17 protein-coding genes are annotated in these 17,406 nt (G+C 31.1%); 11 read left to right on the top strand and 6 right to left on the bottom strand.

The window, feature by feature from the left end:
• The 5 genes from pgi (at window position 1) to PG912_RS13035 (ending at window position 6,574) form a co-directional block, all read left to right on the top strand.
• Window positions 1–1,572, top strand: coding sequence for a glucose-6-phosphate isomerase (gene pgi / locus PG912_RS13055; protein ID WP_275687887.1), 1,572 nt, complete (start codon window positions 1–3; stop codon window positions 1,570–1,572).
• A 129-nt stretch (window positions 1,573–1,701) separates the two neighbouring features.
• On the top strand, window positions 1,702–4,266 hold the full coding sequence (locus PG912_RS13050; protein ID WP_275687886.1) for a TonB-dependent receptor: 2,565 nt from the start codon (window positions 1,702–1,704) through the stop codon (window positions 4,264–4,266).
• A gap of 101 nt (window positions 4,267–4,367) precedes the next feature.
• The gene (locus tag PG912_RS13045) at window positions 4,368–4,778 is read left to right on the top strand and encodes a hypothetical protein (protein WP_275687885.1); all 411 of its coding nucleotides are present in this window, start codon (window positions 4,368–4,370) and stop codon (window positions 4,776–4,778) included.
• 63 nt (window positions 4,779–4,841) lie between these two features.
• Window positions 4,842–5,570 (top strand): lysophospholipid acyltransferase family protein, encoded by a 729-nt coding sequence (locus PG912_RS13040; RefSeq protein ID WP_260587231.1) that lies wholly within the window; start codon window positions 4,842–4,844, stop codon window positions 5,568–5,570.
• A gap of 23 nt (window positions 5,571–5,593) precedes the next feature.
• The gene (locus tag PG912_RS13035) at window positions 5,594–6,574 is read left to right on the top strand and encodes an acyl-ACP desaturase (RefSeq protein ID WP_260587230.1); all 981 of its coding nucleotides are present in this window, start codon (window positions 5,594–5,596) and stop codon (window positions 6,572–6,574) included.
• Window positions 6,575–6,660: 86 nt separating this feature from the next.
• Here the strand turns inward: PG912_RS13035 and PG912_RS13735 are convergent, their stop codons facing one another.
• Together PG912_RS13735 and PG912_RS13030 are read right to left on the bottom strand one after the other, a co-directional pair.
• Complete coding sequence (locus tag PG912_RS13735) at window positions 6,661–6,984, bottom strand: nitrilase-related carbon-nitrogen hydrolase (protein ID WP_333780665.1); 324 nt, start codon at window positions 6,982–6,984, stop codon at window positions 6,661–6,663.
• Window positions 6,942–7,463 (bottom strand): nitrilase-related carbon-nitrogen hydrolase, encoded by a 522-nt coding sequence (locus tag PG912_RS13030; protein ID WP_333780664.1) that lies wholly within the window; start codon window positions 7,461–7,463, stop codon window positions 6,942–6,944. Before PG912_RS13030 ends, PG912_RS13735 begins: the two co-directional genes overlap by 43 nt.
• Window positions 7,464–7,538: 75 nt before the next feature.
• On the opposite strand from PG912_RS13030, the gene PG912_RS13025 reads away from it, so the two are divergent.
• Window positions 7,539–10,295 carry a PD-(D/E)XK nuclease family protein gene (locus PG912_RS13025; protein ID WP_275687884.1) on the top strand — a complete coding sequence of 919 codons (2,757 nt, stop codon included), beginning with the start codon at window positions 7,539–7,541 and terminating at the stop codon, window positions 10,293–10,295.
• 113 nt (window positions 10,296–10,408) lie between these two features.
• On the opposite strand, the gene PG912_RS13020 is transcribed toward PG912_RS13025, so the two are convergent.
• Window positions 10,409–10,831 (bottom strand): molybdenum cofactor biosynthesis protein MoaE, encoded by a 423-nt coding sequence (locus PG912_RS13020; RefSeq protein ID WP_275687883.1) that lies wholly within the window; start codon window positions 10,829–10,831, stop codon window positions 10,409–10,411.
• 118 nt (window positions 10,832–10,949) lie between these two features.
• Here PG912_RS13020 and PG912_RS13015 point away from each other — a divergent pair, with 118 nt between their 5' ends.
• Window positions 10,950–12,137, top strand: a complete 1,188-nt coding sequence (locus PG912_RS13015) for a phosphoglycerate kinase (protein WP_275687882.1) — start codon at window positions 10,950–10,952, stop codon at window positions 12,135–12,137.
• Between the two features lie 50 nt (window positions 12,138–12,187).
• Window positions 12,188–13,228 carry an NADP(H)-dependent aldo-keto reductase gene (locus tag PG912_RS13010; RefSeq protein ID WP_275687881.1) on the top strand — a complete coding sequence of 347 codons (1,041 nt, stop codon included), beginning with the start codon at window positions 12,188–12,190 and terminating at the stop codon, window positions 13,226–13,228.
• A gap of 86 nt (window positions 13,229–13,314) precedes the next feature.
• Here PG912_RS13010 and PG912_RS13005 read toward each other — a convergent pair whose 3' ends face one another.
• Window positions 13,315–13,617: a DUF6370 family protein gene (locus PG912_RS13005; RefSeq protein ID WP_275687880.1), complete on the bottom strand. Its 303-nt coding sequence runs from the start codon at window positions 13,615–13,617 to the stop codon at window positions 13,315–13,317.
• A 20-nt stretch (window positions 13,618–13,637) separates the two neighbouring features.
• On the bottom strand, window positions 13,638–14,606 hold the full coding sequence (trpS, locus tag PG912_RS13000; RefSeq protein ID WP_275687879.1) for a tryptophan--tRNA ligase: 969 nt from the start codon (window positions 14,604–14,606) through the stop codon (window positions 13,638–13,640).
• Window positions 14,607–14,895: 289 nt separating this feature from the next.
• On the opposite strand from trpS, the gene PG912_RS12995 reads away from it, so the two are divergent.
• Complete coding sequence (locus tag PG912_RS12995) at window positions 14,896–15,504, top strand: lysophospholipid acyltransferase family protein (RefSeq protein WP_275687878.1); 609 nt, start codon at window positions 14,896–14,898, stop codon at window positions 15,502–15,504.
• Entirely contained in the window at window positions 15,476–16,117 is a 642-nt protein-coding gene (gene trhA / locus PG912_RS12990; RefSeq protein ID WP_275687877.1) for a PAQR family membrane homeostasis protein TrhA, read from the top strand. Before PG912_RS12995 ends, trhA begins: the two co-directional genes overlap by 29 nt.
• Window positions 16,118–16,120: 3 nt before the next feature.
• Here trhA and PG912_RS12985 read toward each other — a convergent pair whose 3' ends face one another.
• Window positions 16,121–16,591, bottom strand: coding sequence for a CYTH domain-containing protein (locus PG912_RS12985; RefSeq protein WP_260587219.1), 471 nt, complete (start codon window positions 16,589–16,591; stop codon window positions 16,121–16,123).
• Window positions 16,592–16,682: 91 nt separating this feature from the next.
• On the opposite strand from PG912_RS12985, the gene recO reads away from it, so the two are divergent.
• Window positions 16,683–17,405, top strand: coding sequence for a DNA repair protein RecO (gene recO / locus PG912_RS12980; RefSeq protein ID WP_275687876.1), 723 nt, complete (start codon window positions 16,683–16,685; stop codon window positions 17,403–17,405).
• Window position 17,406 lies beyond the last annotated feature (1 nt).

Here is a 17,406-nt window from a genome sequence, read left to right as displayed (position 1 = left end):
ATGCCTTTACAAAACATAAATCCAATTCAAACCGAAGCGTGGAAAAAATTAACAGACCACTATAGTGAAGCAAAGGAGTATGAATTAAAAACTCTTTTTCGGGAAGATAAAAAAAGAAAAGAACGGTTTTCTATTTGTTTAGAGGAGTTAAAAGTTGATTATTCGAAAAACCATATCACTCAAAAAACCATTGATTTACTGATTTCCTTAGCAGAAGAAACGAAGTTAAAAGATGCTATTGATAAATATTTTTCAGGAGATAAAATTAATGTAACTGAAGATAGAGCGGTGTTGCATACTGCTTTGAGAAGTAATTCAAACGAACCTATTCTTGTTGATGGAAAAGATGTAAAACCTAAAATACAAGCTGCTTTAAGAAAAATGAAAAGCTTTAGTAATAAGGTGATTTCAGGGAAATGGAAGGGCTTTACTGGTAAACCAATTACAGATATTGTTAATATCGGTGTAGGAGGATCAGATTTAGAGCCTAGTATGGTAGCTGAAGGACTACGTTTTTATAAAAATAAATTAACCTCACACTTTGTATCTAATATTGATGGAGATCATTTGTCAGAGATCTTAAGTAAGTTGAATCCTGAAACGACTTTATTTGTAATAGTTTCAAAATCATTTACAACAGATGAAACGATAACGAATGCAAATACGATTAGAAACTGGTTTTTAAAATCCGCAATTGTTTTTGATGTAGCTAAACATTTTGTAGCCGTATCCTCTAATATTGAAGAAGCGATTAATTTCGGAATAGATAAAAAAAATATTTTCCCAATGTGGAATTGGGTAGGTGGTAGATTTTCCTTGTGGTCAGCAGTAGGCCTGTCTATTAGCTTATCTATTGGATATGATAATTTTAAGGAATTATTAAACGGAGCCGAAGAAGTTGACGAGCATTTTAAAACAGCTGATTTTGATAAAAATATTCCCGTAATATTAGGGTTGTTAAGTGTTTGGACGAATAACTTTTTTGGATGTGAAACTGAAGCAATTCTACCATATAGTAGCTATTTAACGAAATTTCCAGCATACTTACAGCAGGCGATTATGGAAAGTAATGGTAAAGGTGTTGATAGAAATGGTAAAGAAATAAATTATCAAACAGGAACAATTATTTGGGGTGGAGCAGGCACGGATATGCAACATGCTTTTATGCAATTAGTACATCAAGGAACAAAATCAATACCAACAGATTTTATTGGTTTTGAAGAGTCTTTACATGGATTAACGGCACATCATAAAAAATTAATGGCTAATTATTACGCTCAAATGGAAGCTTTAGCTTATGGTAAAACGAAAGAAGAAATACATTTAGAGTTAAAAACTGAAGATAAATTAGCTCAAATAAACCAATTACTACCTTATAAATCCTTTAAAGGTAACCGAACAAGTAATTCACTTCTCTTTAAAAAACTAACACCAAAGTCTTTAGGAATGTTGATTTCTGCTTATGAGCATAAAATTTTCACACAAGGTGTTATTTGGAATATTTATTCTTTTGATCAATTTGGTGTTGAATTAGGTAAAGAACTTGCTAAAAAAATATTAATCACTCAATAAATGTGTTTTTTTTATGCGGCTTTTTCTTTTTTTGTTAAATCACTGTTAAAAACCTTAACATTAAGTTAATATTAACAGGGAAGAAAAATAAGACCTTTGCACCGCATTTAATAACAATTAAATTAAACAATGAAAAATTTTAAAAATGTTTTACTGATAGCTTTGTTCTTTGTAACAGCTACAGTTTTAGGGCAAACAAAACTTACTGGTACAGTGGTTGATGAAATGGGTGAACCATTGCCAGGAGCTAACCTTGTAGTAAAAGGAACTACAAATGGAGCAGCAACAGATTTTAACGGAAAGTTTATACTAGACGCAAAATTAAATTCAGGAACTGTAATCGTATCTTTTATTGGGTACATTAAGAAAGAAGTAGCTTATTTAGCAGGAAAAACTAAATTAGGAACTATTGAATTAGAGCCATCTAATGTTTTAGATGAAATAGTTGTAGTTGGTTCAGGTGTTATTGATTTAGCTGAAGGTAGAAAAACACCGGTTGCTGTATCTACAATTAGAGCAACTGAAATTCAAGCCAAAGCAGGTGCTTGGGATTTACCAGAAGTTTTAAAATCAACTCCATCAGTACAAGCTGTTAAAGGTGGTGGTTTTGGTGAAGGGCAAATGTATTTACGTGGTTTTGATCAAACAAATACTGCATTTTTATTAAACGGACAACCAATTAATGGTATGGAAGATGGTAAAATGTATTGGTCTAACTGGGCAGGAGTTATGGATGTAGCGAACGCTGTACAAGTACAACGTGGTTTAGGGTCTTCTAAATTAGCAATTTCTTCTGTAGGAGGTACTGTAAATATTGTAACAAAAACGATTGATAAAAAAGAAGGTGGTTATGTTCGTCAGATGGTAGGTAACAATGGATATACTAAATCTACTGTTTCTTATTCAACAGGTGTTAGTGAAAAAGGATGGTCTTTTACAGGTTTATTTGGTCACTGGCAAGGTGATGGTTATGTAGATAATACTCATGGAGCAGGTCAAACATACTTTTTATCATTAGGTTACCAACCAAATGAAAACAATACATTTAACTTCATGTTAACAGGAGCGCCACAATCGCATGCTACTGCTGGTAGAGGAGATATTAAAGATTTTTTAGATAAAGGTATTCGCTTTAATGATTATAATTATGATAATGTTGATAGTCCTAATACATTAGGAAACTCAAATGTTTATCCAAGAGGTCGTAATATCTATCACAAACCGGTAGCTAACCTTTCATGGGATTTGACAATTAATGAAAAATCATCTTTATCTTCTGTGTTATACGGGTCAATGGGTAGAGGAGCTTTTGTTTCTACATATCTTAATAATGATGGAGAAGGTTATGGTAGAGGTTCTAATAATAACCACAATTGGTTTGGATTAGTTTCAAATTATAACAATGAGTTGAATGAAAACTTTAAGTTAAATGTTGGTGTTGATGTAAGAACTTATAATGGTATTCATTATAGAAGTGCAAATGAGTTTATCGGAGTTAACTCTGTTACTGTAAATGATGATCCTTCGGATGACGAGTATAGTACATATATTGGTGAAGCTTATGATTTAACAGATACTTATGGTGGAGTTAACCCTTGGAGTTTATTATTTAACTCTAATGATGACCATAGACAACGTTTAGGTTATGATTATGAAGAGGTTATTACATATTATGGTCTTTTCGGTCAAATAGAGTATTCTAAAGATGCTTTATCAGCATTTTTTCAAGGAGCAGTATCTAATCAAGATCATCAAAGAGAGGAATTCATGTATACTCAAAACGTTGGTGTATCTGAAAAGTCTAAAAAGTTATCTAACTTAGGGTATAATGTAAAAGCAGGTGTTGCTTATGATCTTAATGAAAATAACAAAGTGTTTTTTAATGCAGGTTATTATTCACGTCAACCATATCATGACGATTTGTTTTTACAAGATAGAAAAGCTAATGACTTTGCTCCTAATGTAGATAATCAAGAAATTATAGGATTAGAGTTAGGTTATCAATTTAAAAGTGAATTTGTTTCTGCTAACTTAAATGTTTACAACACTCAATGGGATAACAGAACGATTAGTGGTGCTAACAGAGAGATATTTGATACTCCATTATTTAGATCTTATAAAACACAAGGTGTTAAGCAAGTTCACAGAGGAGCTGAATTAGAATTATTTACAAAACCATTAACAGGGTTAAGATTAAATGGATTCATATCTTACGGAGATTGGAAATATGAAGGAACAGGTACTCAAAGAGAGTATAATAATGTGGGAACTTTATTAGGTACTTCAGAAGTAGATGTTGATGGATACGAAGTTGGTGGTGGTGCTCAAACTACTGCTGGTGTTTCAGCTATTTATACTGTTTTACCAAGATTTACAGTTGATGCTAACTGGAATTTTTATGATAGATTATTTTCTGACGGACAATTTACTGATGCGCCAGTGGAAGTACCTAGTTATAATTTAACAGATATAGGTATGTCATTTAAGCCTAAATTAAAAAAAGGTACTTATATCAAATCTTTAGAATTTAGAGTTGGTGTAGATAATGTATTTGATACTTTATATATTGAGAGATTACAAGAGAGTAGACCAGATAATGACCCTTCTAATTCATGGAATGGAGTTAATACGAATAACAGAGGACGTTTTGGTTACGGAAGAACATGGAATGCATCTCTTAAATTTAATTTCTAATTTTTTAGAAATAAATAATATTTCTAAAAACCACCTCAATCGAGGTGGTTTTTTTATGCATAAAAATTAGTACATTTACCCAAGTTAAAAACGAACAAATCATGATAAAAACATTACACTCTTACTGGGCATACCTTGTCGTAGCAGTATTGATTTTTACGGTACTAAATGCGGTTATCGGTTTACTACAGAAAAAAGAATTTACCCATAAAGAATTCCGATTAGGTTTATTTAGTTTAATAACAACTCATATTCAGTTATTGTTAGGTTTCTTAGTGTATTTCGTAGGAGGTTTTCAAAAAGGACTAGGAGACATGAAAGATGCTCCTGTAAGACTTTTAGCTTTAGAACATCCATTAATGATGATTTTAGCCATTGTATTAATAACGATAGGATGGTCGAAACACAAGAAACAAGTAAAGAGTGAAACGAAGTTTAAAACGTTTACAATTTTTTACGGAATCGCATTACTACTAATCTTATCAAGAATTCCTTGGAGTAATTGGTTTTAATTAGAAAATATAGTCCCGCTTTCGCGGGATTTTTTATTTTTGTTGACTATTAAATATATAATAATGAAATTTTTAAGTTATATTATATCATCAATATTCGCATTGGTGTTTTTTTCACTACTAGTAATCTTTCATCCTTTACAGTGGTTGGGGCTAAAAATGTTTGGCCAGAATGGACATCAGCATGTAGTAGATATTATGAATTGGTTTTTAATCAAATCATTATTAATTTTAGGAGTTCGTGTTCAGGTTGAAAATGAACAGGAGCTACCGGAAAATACTAGTTTAATATTTGTAACGAACCACCAAAGTACTTTTGATATACCACCTATTATTTGGCACTTTAGAAAACACTTTCCGAAATTTGTATCTAAAAAAGAACTAGCAAAAGGTATACCAAGTATATCGTTTAATTTACGACATGGAGGCGCAGCTTTAATTGATAGAAAAGATGCAAGACAAGCGTTAACCGAATTGGCTAGTTTTTCAAAAAAAATAAATAAAAACAAATGGTCTGCCGTTATTTTTCCTGAAGGGACGAGAAGTAGAACAGGTAAACCAAAGTCATTCTCAATAAATGGCCTAAAAATGATAACTAAATACAATCCAGAAGCTTATATTGTTCCGTTAACAATTAACAATTCGTGGAAAGTTTTTAAGTATGGTAAATTTCCGTTAGGATTGGGAAGTCCAATAAAAATTAAGACCCATCAACCAATAAAGATAGATAGTTTACCGTTTAATGAATTAGCGCTTACTGTTGAAAAAACAATAAAAGACGCGATATACTAACAAACAACACTAAATAATATATTATGTCATTACAAAATATCCGAAAGGAAGTAATGAAAACTCTCGAAAAGAATATCGATAGTTTCGTAGACAAGTTTTTAATACCTGCTGAAAAAATTTGGCAACCAACCGATTTTTTGCCAAACTCACAAAAAGATACTTTTATTACAGAAGTGGAAGAAATTAGAGAGTTATCTAAAGAATTAGATGATGATTTTTGGGTGGTATTAGTGGGCGATACAATTACCGAAGAAGCATTACCAACGTATGAATCTTGGTTATTAGATTTAGACGGTATTACACAGCACCCAGATAATGGTTGGGCAAAATGGATCCGTGCTTGGACAGCAGAAGAAAACCGTCATGGTGATACTTTAAATAAGTATTTATACCTTTCAGGACGTGTAAATATGCGTGAAGTAGAAATTACTACGCAACATTTAATTACTGATGGTTTTGATATTGGTACAGCAAGCGATCCATATAAAAACTTTGTATATACCAGTTTTCAAGAATTAGCAACATACGTTTCACATTTAAATGTGGCAAAAATTGCAAAGAAAAAAGGACATAAAGCGTTAGCAAAAATGTCAAGAATTATTGCAGGAGATGAAATGCGTCATCACCAAGCATATACTGAATTTGTGAGGCAGATATTTAAAATTGATCCTAGCGAAATGATGTTAGCGTTTCAATACATGATGAAACACAAAATAGTAATGCCTGCAATGCACTTAAGAGAATCTTTTGGTGCAAAAGGAAGTTTGTTTGATGATTTCTCTACGGTAGCCCAAAGAGTAGGTGTATACACTGGTTTTGATTATGTTGATATTCTTAAAAAATTAAACGAAACTTGGGAGATTGATAAGATTACAAACTTAACTCCAGAAGCAGAAAAAGCGCGTGATTATTTAATGAAATTACCAGACAGAATGTATCGTATTACAGAACGTATTGTAGTTCCTGATACTAAATTTGAATTTAAATGGATGATTCCATCATAAAAATATAGTTGAGTAACGTCATTGCGAATAAAATGAAGCTTTTTTTTATAAACTGCCTTATTATATGTTCTTCGCAATGACGTTATTTATTGAAAAGTAAATTCGTCTTTATCATCTAAAAACCGAAACTTAGCACGAGTTTTATGTTGCGTTTCTTTATCTAATTCAATAATTAAAGAGACATCTTCTGCTGTATTTTTAGCTAAACACTTTCCTAACATGTCATATGTAGCAGAATTACCGTTGTATTCATAACCGTTAGCATCCGTACCAATTCTGTTTACACCAATTGTGTAACTCATATTTTCTATCGCACGGGCTTTTAAGAGCGCATTCCAAGCTTCAATTCTTGGTATAGGCCAACTAGCTACATACAATAGTAAATCGTAATTAAGAGTGTTTCTAGCCAAGCAGGAAAGCGTAAGTCATAACAAATTAGCGGACAAATCTTCCATCCTTTATAATCAATTAGACTATTTTTATTACCAGGCGTGAATGTTTTATGTTCGTTAGCAAGTGTAAATAAATGTTTCTTGTCGTAAAAATTAATTTTACCTGAAGGATGTACAAAAAGTAATCGATTGTAATAATTGTATTCTTTATTAGCATCTAAACACGGGTCTTTAATAATAATACTACCAACAATTGCTGCTTGTTTTTTGTTAGCTACATCTTGCATCCAAATAATAGTATCACCAGTCATCGTTTCAGCTAAATGTTGCGCATTCATAGTAAAACCAGTGGTAAACATTTCGGGCAAAATAATTAAGTCGATATCTAAAGGAAGTTTGTTTATTTTTTCTTCAAAATAATTTTTATTTTCAATCGGGTTTTCCCAAATTAAATTAGCCTGAATAAGTGCAGCTTTAAGTTTGTTTGTCGTATTCATTAGTAAAGAAATGAAGTTATTTATCCTCTCAAAAATAAGATAAATATTGTACTTTGGGTTGATTAAAAAACCGCTATGAATTCTTTTATTTCAGAAACTTTAGATACTATTTTACAAACCACCAAATCGTTTGAAAATGTTGTATTTGTCTTACCATCACAAAGAGCAGGAGTGTTTGTAAAGCAAACATTTAAAAATAAAATTTTAGCAGGTTTTTTACCTCAAATTTTAAATATTGGCGATTTTGTTGAAGAAATTTCTGAAATTAATAAAGCGGATTCAGTACAACTGCTATTCCATTTTTATACTATTTATAAAGAAGTAGAAGAAAACCCAGATACGTTTGATGTTTTCTCTTCATGGGCTTTTACTGTCTTGCAAGATTTTAACGAAATAGACCAACATTTAATTAATCCGAAGGATATTTTTGTGTATTTACGAGATATTCATCGTTTACAAAAATGGTCGGTAAAAGGAGAGTTTAAAGAAACGGAACTAATGAAAGATCATTTCTCTTTTATGGAGAAATTAGAGGAGTTTTATGCTGTTTTTTATCAATTTTTGGTTGATAAAAAAATAGGATATCAAGGTGTTTTATACCGAGAAGCAACTAAGAAGGTTGAAGCTTTTATCAATAAAAATCAGAACAAGAAATACTACTTCATCGGATTTAATGCTCTAAACACAGCGGAAGAGTTTTTGTTTCAAAAATTTTTATCCGCAGGAAATAGTGAGGTTTATTGGGATATTGATAAAACTTTTTACGAAGGAAATCATCAAGCGGGTAGTTTTCTTAGAAAGTATAAAAAGCAGTGGAAATATTATGAAAAAAACTCAATTCAAACGATAAAAAATTATTTCTCTGAATCTAAGAATATTCAGGTTATAGGAGCATCAAAAAATATTACACAAATAAAACATGCAGGAGAAATTTTATCAAAATTACCAAACCACAATAATACAGCCTTGGTATTAGCAGATGAAACATTGTTGCCAATAACCTTAAATTCGTTGCCAAAAAGTGTAGAAGCTATAAATATTACAATGGGATATCCTTTAAAAGATATTCCTACAACGAGTTTAGTATTGGCTATTTTTCAGTTATTCAACAATCAAGAAAAATTACAAAAACAAGATGTAAATCAGTTTTATCATAAAGATATTATTCGGTTTTTAAAAGATGCAGCAATTTATAAATTATTGCAATTAGATGAAGGTAAAAACATAGCTGATACTATCTCAGAAACTGTTGTTAAAGAGAATAATACATTTGTAAGTCAAGAGTATATTAATGTATTTTTCTCTCCTTTAGAAGCAGAAATTAAAGATATTGTTAGCTCAATTTTTAATCAGTTTTCTACAATAGGGGAGTTTTTATCAAGAATATTACGATTAATTGATGTTTTAAAAGACAATGCAAACGATTTAGAAAAGGAATATTTATTCCGTTTTTACACGGCGTTTACACAATTACAAAACTTACATATTGAGTTTAACTACGTGCAGGATTTAAAAACATTACACCAATTTTTTAGGCAATTAATACAGTCTGAAAGTTTGTCTTTTCAAGGAGAACCGTTGCAAGGTTTGCAGTTGATGGGTGTTTTAGAAACACGAATGTTAGATTTTGAAAACGTAATTATAACTTCAGTAAATGAAGGAGTATTACCCGCAAGTAGCCAACAAAACACTTTTATTCCTTTTGATGTAAAAATTGAATTCGGATTGCCTACATATAAAGAAAAAGATGCGCTTTTTTCATATCATTTTTTTAGATTATTACAAAGAGCCAAAAATATTTTTATCTTATATAATACAGAACATGATGTTTTTGGAAGCGGAGAAAAAAGCCGTTTTGTTACGCAGTTAGAAATGATGCGAGGCGACATTACTGAGAAAATAATTAGCCCTAAGGTAGTAACATCAGCAATAAAACTAAAAGAGATTCAAAAAGATGATAAAGTTTTAAAACGCTTAGAAGAATTGGCTAAAAAAGGAATTTCACCATCAGCATTAACCAATTATTTATACAATCCGATTGCGTTTTATAAACAGAAAATTTTAAAAATAAACGAATTTGATAATGTTGAAGAAACAGTTGCTGCAAACACAATGGGTACTGTAGTTCATGATACTTTAGATAAATTATACCAACCTTATTTTGGTAAATTTTTAAAACTGAATGATGTTCGTAAAATGCAAGAACAATCAAAAGAGTTGGTATCTTTTTATTTCTCTGAACATTTTAAAAACGGAGATGTATCTACCGGGAAAAATAGATTGGTTTTTGAAGTTGCAAACAGGTTTGTTGAAAATTTTTTGAATAAAGAAATAGAGTTGTTAAAGGATGAAAGTAATCAACTTAAAATTATTGAAACCGAGAAAAAAATATTCACAGAGATAATTGTTGAAGGTATCGATTTTCCGATAAGAATACATGGTGAAGTAGATAGAATAGACGAATTAAATGGTGTTACCAGAATTATAGATTATAAAACAGGAATGGTAGACGCAACCAAACTAAAGGTAACAGATTTTACTAACATTCGAGATTTAAAACATCATAAAGCAATTCAGGTAATGTTGTATGCATTTATTTATTGGCAAACTGAAAAAGCGACTATAAAAAATGGTTTTGAAGCAGGTATTATTTCGTTTAAAAACTTAAAAAGCGGATTTTTAAAAATGAATTTCTCGTCTAATTACCGAACTCCAGATAATGAAGTAACAGAAGAAAAATTAGAAGAGTTTATGAATGAAATAACAGCGTTTTTAAAAGAATTATACAATCCTGAAGTTGGTTTTATTGAACCAGCAGATTTGCCTTATTAACTAGAAGTTATTAGCTATATAATTAAGCTCGTCAACCTAAACTTGTTTCAGGTTCTCATAATAATTAGCAGAATTTCTATTAGCTGAGGCTCTCAAATAACACAAACTAAAGTTTAAGGATGCGCATTTACCCAAACTTCACCGTCTTCAAAATATTCTTTTTTCCAAATAGGAACAGTTTCTTTTAAAGTATCAATCGCAAATTGACAAGCATCGAAAGCAGCTTTTCTATGCGGAGAAGAAACCGTAATAATTACAGGGACATCTTTTATTTGCAATAAACCTTCAGCATGATGGATGGCAATTTTTTTAATGCTGAATTTTTTTAAAGCTAACTCAGCAATTTTTTGCATTTCTTTAATAGCCATTGGTTTGTATGTAGAAAAATCTAATTGCGTAACATTTTTATTCTGAGTAGCATCTCTAACGGTGCCAACAAAAACAGATATTCCGCCACAAGCAGTATCTACTACAAAATCATAGCATTCTTGTAGGTTTAGCTTCTCTGAAGTTACTTTTATTGAAGTTGTTTCCATGTTGAATAATAAACTTTAACAAAGATATAAGTTTGAAAATGTAAATAGTATAAACGAATCGGATTTAAATATTTATTTTTGTTGACAACATATAAGAACACACCTTTTAACAAAACATATGAAAACACTCAACGATTTTAATTTCGAAAATAAAAAAGCATTAATACGAGTAGATTTTAATGTGCCTTTAAACGATAGTTTTGAAGTTACGGATACTACTCGAATTCAAGCAGCAAAGTCAACAATAATTAAAGTATTAGAAGATGGTGGTAGTTGTGTGTTAATGTCGCATTTAGGACGCCCGAAAGGAAAAGAAGATCAATTTTCATTGCGTCATATTATAGCTAAAGTAACAGAAGTTATAGGAGTTCAGGTTAAGTTTGTAGAAGATTGTATTGGTGATAAAGTTACCGAAGCAATTGCAAATTTAAAAAGCGGAGAGATTTTATTATTAGAAAACTTACGTTTTTATCCAGAAGAAAAAGCAGGAGATGTAGCTTTTGCTGAAAAATTGTCAAAATTAGGTGATGTTTATGTAAATGATGCTTTTGGTACTGCACACAGAGCGCATGCTTCTACAGCAGTTATTGCACAATTTTTTGCTGAAAATAAATGTTTTGGAAATTTATTGGCAACCGAAATTGAAAGTATCAATAAGGTTTTAAATGATTCTGAAAAACCAGTAACCGCAATTTTAGGAGGCGCAAAAGTATCGTCTAAAATAGGTGTAATAGAAAATATTATTGAAAAAGTAGACCATATTATTGTTGGTGGAGGAATGACTTTTACTTTTATAAAAGCTTTAGGCGGAATGATAGGTAATTCGTTAGTAGAAGATGATAAATTAGAGTTGGCACTGTCAATTTTAAAATTAGCAAAAGAGAAAAATACCGAAATACATTTACCAGTAGATGTTGTTATTGCAGATGCTTTTTCAAATGATGCTAATACGCAAACAGTTGATACCACTAAAATTCCTGATGGATGGATGGGACTTGATTGCGGATCAAAAACTTCAGAGAAATTTGCAGCAGTAATAGCAAAATCTAAAACTATTTTATGGAACGGACCTTTAGGAGTTTTTGAATTAGAAAACTTTGCAACAGGTACTATTGAGCTTGGAAATGCAATTTCTAAGGCAACCGAAAACGGAGCATTTTCTTTAGTCGGAGGAGGAGATTCTGTAGCAGCAGTAAAGCAATTCGGATTTGGAGATAAAGTAAGTTATGTATCTACCGGTGGTGGAGCGATGTTAGAAATGTTAGAAGGAAAAACATTACCAGGAATCGAAGCGGTTTTAAAATAAAATGTCATTTCTAGCGCAGTCGAGAAATAGTTGTTAATTAAATTGATAAAATGAAGTACACTAAACTACCAAATACCGATATAAAAGTTTCTAAAATTTGTTTAGGAACCATGACATGGGGAAATCAGAATACTGAAGTTGATGGACACGAACAAATGGATTATGCGTTAGAGCAAGGCGTAAATTTTTGGGATACAGCCGAATTATATTCAGTGCCAGCAACGCCAGAAACTTATGGAGCAACAGAGAAAATAATTGGTTCTTGGTTTAAAAAAACCGGAAATCGTGATAAAGTAGTGTTGGCAAGTAAAATTGCTGGTGGTGGCGATTATACAAAACACATTCGTACTGGTGGCTTTACAAAACAAAATATTATTGATGCGGTTGAAGGAAGTTTAAAACGTTTGCAAACCGATTATATCGATTTATATCAGTTTCATTGGCCTTCACGTGGAGTAAATTGTTTTGGTGTTCGTGATTATCCGTATAAAACAGCAACCAAAGAGGCTGAAAATCATTTAGAGATTTTAGAAACAATGAATGCTTTAGTACAACAAGGAAAGATAAAACACATTGGTTTATCTAACGAAACGCCTTGGGGAACTATGAAATACTTGCAAACAGCTGAGCAACATAATTTGCCAAGAATGAGTACTATTCAGAACTCATATTCTTTAATTCACAGGGGTTATGAGGTAGGAATGAGCGAAGTTTCTATGAGAGAAAACATTGGTTTGTTAGCATATTCGCCTTTAGCACAAGGAGTTTTATCAGGTAAATATTTAGATGGCAAAACGCCTGAAGGAGCAAGAGGAACTTTGTTTCCGAGGTTTATAGCTCGTTATATGAGCGAAGCTTCTTTAAAAGCTGTTAGAGAATATTTAAAAATAGCAGAGAAGCATGGCTTATCACTTGCTGAGTTATCATTAGCATACATAAATCAGTTGCCATTTGTAACGAGTAATATTATTGGAGCTACAAAAATGGGTCAGTTAAAGGAGAATATCAATTCTATTAATATTGATTTATCAGAAGAAATTTTAGCAGAAATAGAAGCAGTTCATAATTTAATTCCGAATCCTGCACCATAAATTTAACAGTGTAGTGTATTAAAATAAAAAAAATCCGAAGTAAATATTACTTCGGATTTTTTTGTGCTAATTATTTATAGTGAAAACTACTCAACTATTTTAAGAGCGGTAGCTTTAAACCTATCATTTTCTAATTTACCAGTTATCTCTACTTTCCTGACAACATTACAAAAACCAATTTTCTTGTCATGCGCATCACCAAAATCATCAATATGAGCACCGTCTACAAAATAGGCTTTATCATCAATTTTAATGGCTAAATCACATCCGTTCTGGCTTTCTAAACCAAATTTACATTGTCCGCAAGAAGCATCAGCTATAAACGTTTTTTCTTTTGGTTGTGAGCAAGCTACTATTCCTAATAAAAATATAAAAAGTAAATTTTTCATATGATTTTTAAATTTTGAGATTAATATCCTATTTTTTTACGTACTCTTAGTAAAACATCAGTAGCAACTGTACGAGCTTTTTCGGCGCCAATAGCAAGTGCTTCGTCAATTTCATTACGGTTTTCCATATAATGATTGTACTTTGTACGAACGTCAGCAAATTTATCGATAATTAGTTCGTATAAAGCTTGTTTAGCATGACCGTAACCATAATTACCACCTTCGTAATTTGCACGCATTTCAGCAATTTGAGCATCCGAAGCTAATAATTTATATAAAGCAAAAACATTATCTGTATCCGGGTTTTTAGGATCTTCAAGTGCTTTACTATCCGTTTGGATTCCCATTATTTGCTTGCGTAGTTTTTTATCAGACAAGAAAATATTGATAAAATTATTTCTAGATTTACTCATTTTTTCACCATCAGTTCCAGGAACCAATTTGGTGTTTTCGCTAATCTTAGCTTGCGGTAAAATTAAAGTATCGCCCACAACATTATTTAATCTACTCGCTACATCACGAGACATTTCTAAATGTTGTAATTGATCTTTTCCTACGGGAACAATTTCTGCGTCGTATAATAAAATATCGGCAGCCATTAACATCGGGTATGAAAATAAGCCACTGTTAACATCTGCCAAACGATCTGCTTTATCTTTAAATCCGTGTGCTAATGTTAAACGTTGGTACGGAAAATAACAACTTAAATACCATGATAATTCTGCCACTTGGGGAATATCACTTTGGCGATAAAAAACAGTTTTGTTAATGTCAATTCCACAAGCAAGCCAAGTAGCTGCAACACTGTAGGTGTTTTCTCTTAATTCGTTACCATCTTTAATTTGTGTTAAAGAATGCATATCTGCAATAAAGATAAAAGCTTCATTTTTAGAGTCATTTGCCATTGCAATGGCAGGTAAAATTGCTCCTAATAAATTACCTAAGTGTGGAGTTCCAGTACTTTGCACTCCTGTTAAAATTCTTGACATATGTCTGTTTTGAAAAAATTATGTAAGTAAATACCTACGACTACTTGATAAGTAGCAAAAATAAGCTTAAAATTGCTCAAACAAAAGAAATTAGTACATTAGCAGTTATGAAATACCTATTTTCCCCCCTTCGATTAATTTGGCGTATTTGGTTTTATTTATTGATGATTACTTCGATACTAGTTATGTCTCCTTTTATATTGGTGCTTTTGTCTGATGAAAAATATTATGACTCTTTTGGAAGCTAATGAGAGGATGGTCGTATTTTTTAATTTACGGGATGGGTTTCATGTTAAAAATCGATAGAGAACAAGAACTTGATCGTGAAAAAAGTTACGTATTTATAGCAAATCACGCATCTTTACTAGATCCATGGATTATGATAGCATCGAGTAAAAATCCGATTTTATTTGTTGGTAAAAAGGAATTGGTAAAATTACCAGTTTTCGGATTTTTCTATAAAAAATCCGTTGTTATGGTTGATAGAAAAGATCCTGAGAGTAGAAAAAAGGTATACGCTCGCATAAAAAAACGATTAGATAAAGGATTAAGTATTGCAATATTTCCCGAAGGATTAGTGCCAACAGAAAATGTGGTTTTAGCACCTTTTAATAACGGAGCATTTAGTTTAGCAATACAATATCAAATGCCAATTGTGCCGCAATTATATTTTGATGCGAAACGCTTTTTTTCTTGGGATTTCTTTAAGGGACGCCCTGGTGTTTTTAGAGCAAAACAATTAAAGTTTATTGAGACAAAGGGTTTAACAATGGAAGATAAAGATGCTTTAAAAAAACAATCTTTTGACTTAATATATAATGAATTAGTAAATGATGATTTATATATGAAAGACACAAACCGACCAAACAATGAGCGAGAATTTAAATCACCTTTATAGTAATACTGAGGAAAAATTAAATGTGTTAACACATGGTTTTGGCTTATTGCTAGGTATAATAGTTTTACCTTTTTTAGTTTTAAAATCATTAACATATCAAGAGTTTTGGCAAACAATTAGCTTTGTTATTTACGGATTAAGTTTAATCATCTTATATGCAGCATCTACTTTTTACCACGCTGCAAAAAAACCTAAACTTCGACGCAAACTTAATATTTTTGACCATGCTGCTATTTATGTTTTAATAGCAGGAAGTTATACGCCTTTTTGTTTAGTAGTTTTACCAGAACAAACAGGTTGGTATATGTTCATTTTTGTTTGGTTATTTGCGCTAGCAGGAGTTATACTTAAGCTTTTTTTTACAGGTAGGTTCGATAAATTATCAACGGCATTATATTTAATAATGGGATGGCAAGTAGTTTTTTTAATAAAACCGTTAATGAATAATTTGTCGTACGACGGATTATTTTATTTAATAGCTGGAGGTGTTTTTTATACCATTGGCGCAATCTTATATTCGATTAAAAAAGTGCCATACAACCACGCTATTTTTCATGTTTTTGTGCTCTTAGGAAGCTTTAGTCATTTTTGGGCAATTTATAAATACATATAGTTTTTACCATTTAGAAAAAGGAAGTTTACTTAAGTTTGAATTGTAATATTTAACGATTCCTGTAACTTCTTTTCCTAACCAATTTGGCTTAGAAAACTGTTCGTTTTCATTTTCTAATTCTATTTCGGCAACAACCAAACCTTTATTTTCACCTAAAAAATCATCAACTTCATAAGTATGGTTGTTTTCTTTTATTAAATAACGGTATTTTTCAATAATTCCTTCTTCACATAAATTAAATAAATCTTGTGCTTCCTTTAAATCTATTTCTTTTTCCCATTCAAATCGGGTAGTTCCGCTTTTGTTAGAAGCTCCTTTAATAGTTAAAAAACCGGTGTCATCTTTTATACGAACCCTTACTACGCGTTCTTTTTTAGAGTTTAAGAAACCTTGCTTGATGTAACTTTTTTTATAAGCTACTTGTTTGTACTGATCAGAAATTACCAAGAATTTTCGTTCTATTTCAAAAGTCATAAGAAGTTAAATCAAATTTGTACGAATGTATCATTTTTGTAGTTATTATTAAATATCTTTGATACTATTAATTATATAAAACTTCAATTTAATGGCGTTAATTACAACCAAAGCAATTGTTATTAGTGCTATTAAGTACAGCGATACAAGTTTAATTGTTAAGTGTTTTACATTAGAAGATGGCATTCGATCATACATGATAAGAGGTGTGTTAAAATCAAGAAAAGGAAAATTAAAAAAAGCCTATTTTCAACCATTAACGCAATTGATAATTGAAGCAAATCACAATAATAAAAACTCATTAAATTCGATAAGAGAAGCGCAAGTTATTCATCCTTATGAGAGTATTTACACTTCGGTAATAAAGCAATCGATTGTATTGTTTTTATCAGAAATACTTTCGAATATTATTAAAGAAGAAGAAAAAAATGAAGTGTTATATGAGTTTATTGAAACTAGCTTAATTTGGTTAGATACTCATGATGCCATTGCTAATTTTCATTTACTTTTTTTATTAAATTTATCTAAGTTTTTAGGTTTTTATCCAGATGTTTCAGAACCAACTAAAATGACCTTTAATTTACAAGAAGGACGATTTACTGATGCATCTTATGAAAAACTTGTGGTTACTGGCAACGAATTAATTCTTTTTAAAAGACTGTTAGGCATAAATTTTGAAGCAATAAATACAATTTCGTACAATAAAAACGAAAGGCAAGTAATCCTTAGAGTTATAATTCGATATTTTGAATTACATTTGGAGGGTTTTAAAAAGCCAAAATCATTAGATATTTTAGAAACCGTGTTTAGTTAAC

This window comes from Tenacibaculum retecalamus (assembly GCF_027941755.1).
Classification (GTDB): domain Bacteria; phylum Bacteroidota; class Bacteroidia; order Flavobacteriales; family Flavobacteriaceae; genus Polaribacter; species Polaribacter haliotis_B.
This window is presented reverse-complemented; position numbering and strand designations above follow the sequence as displayed.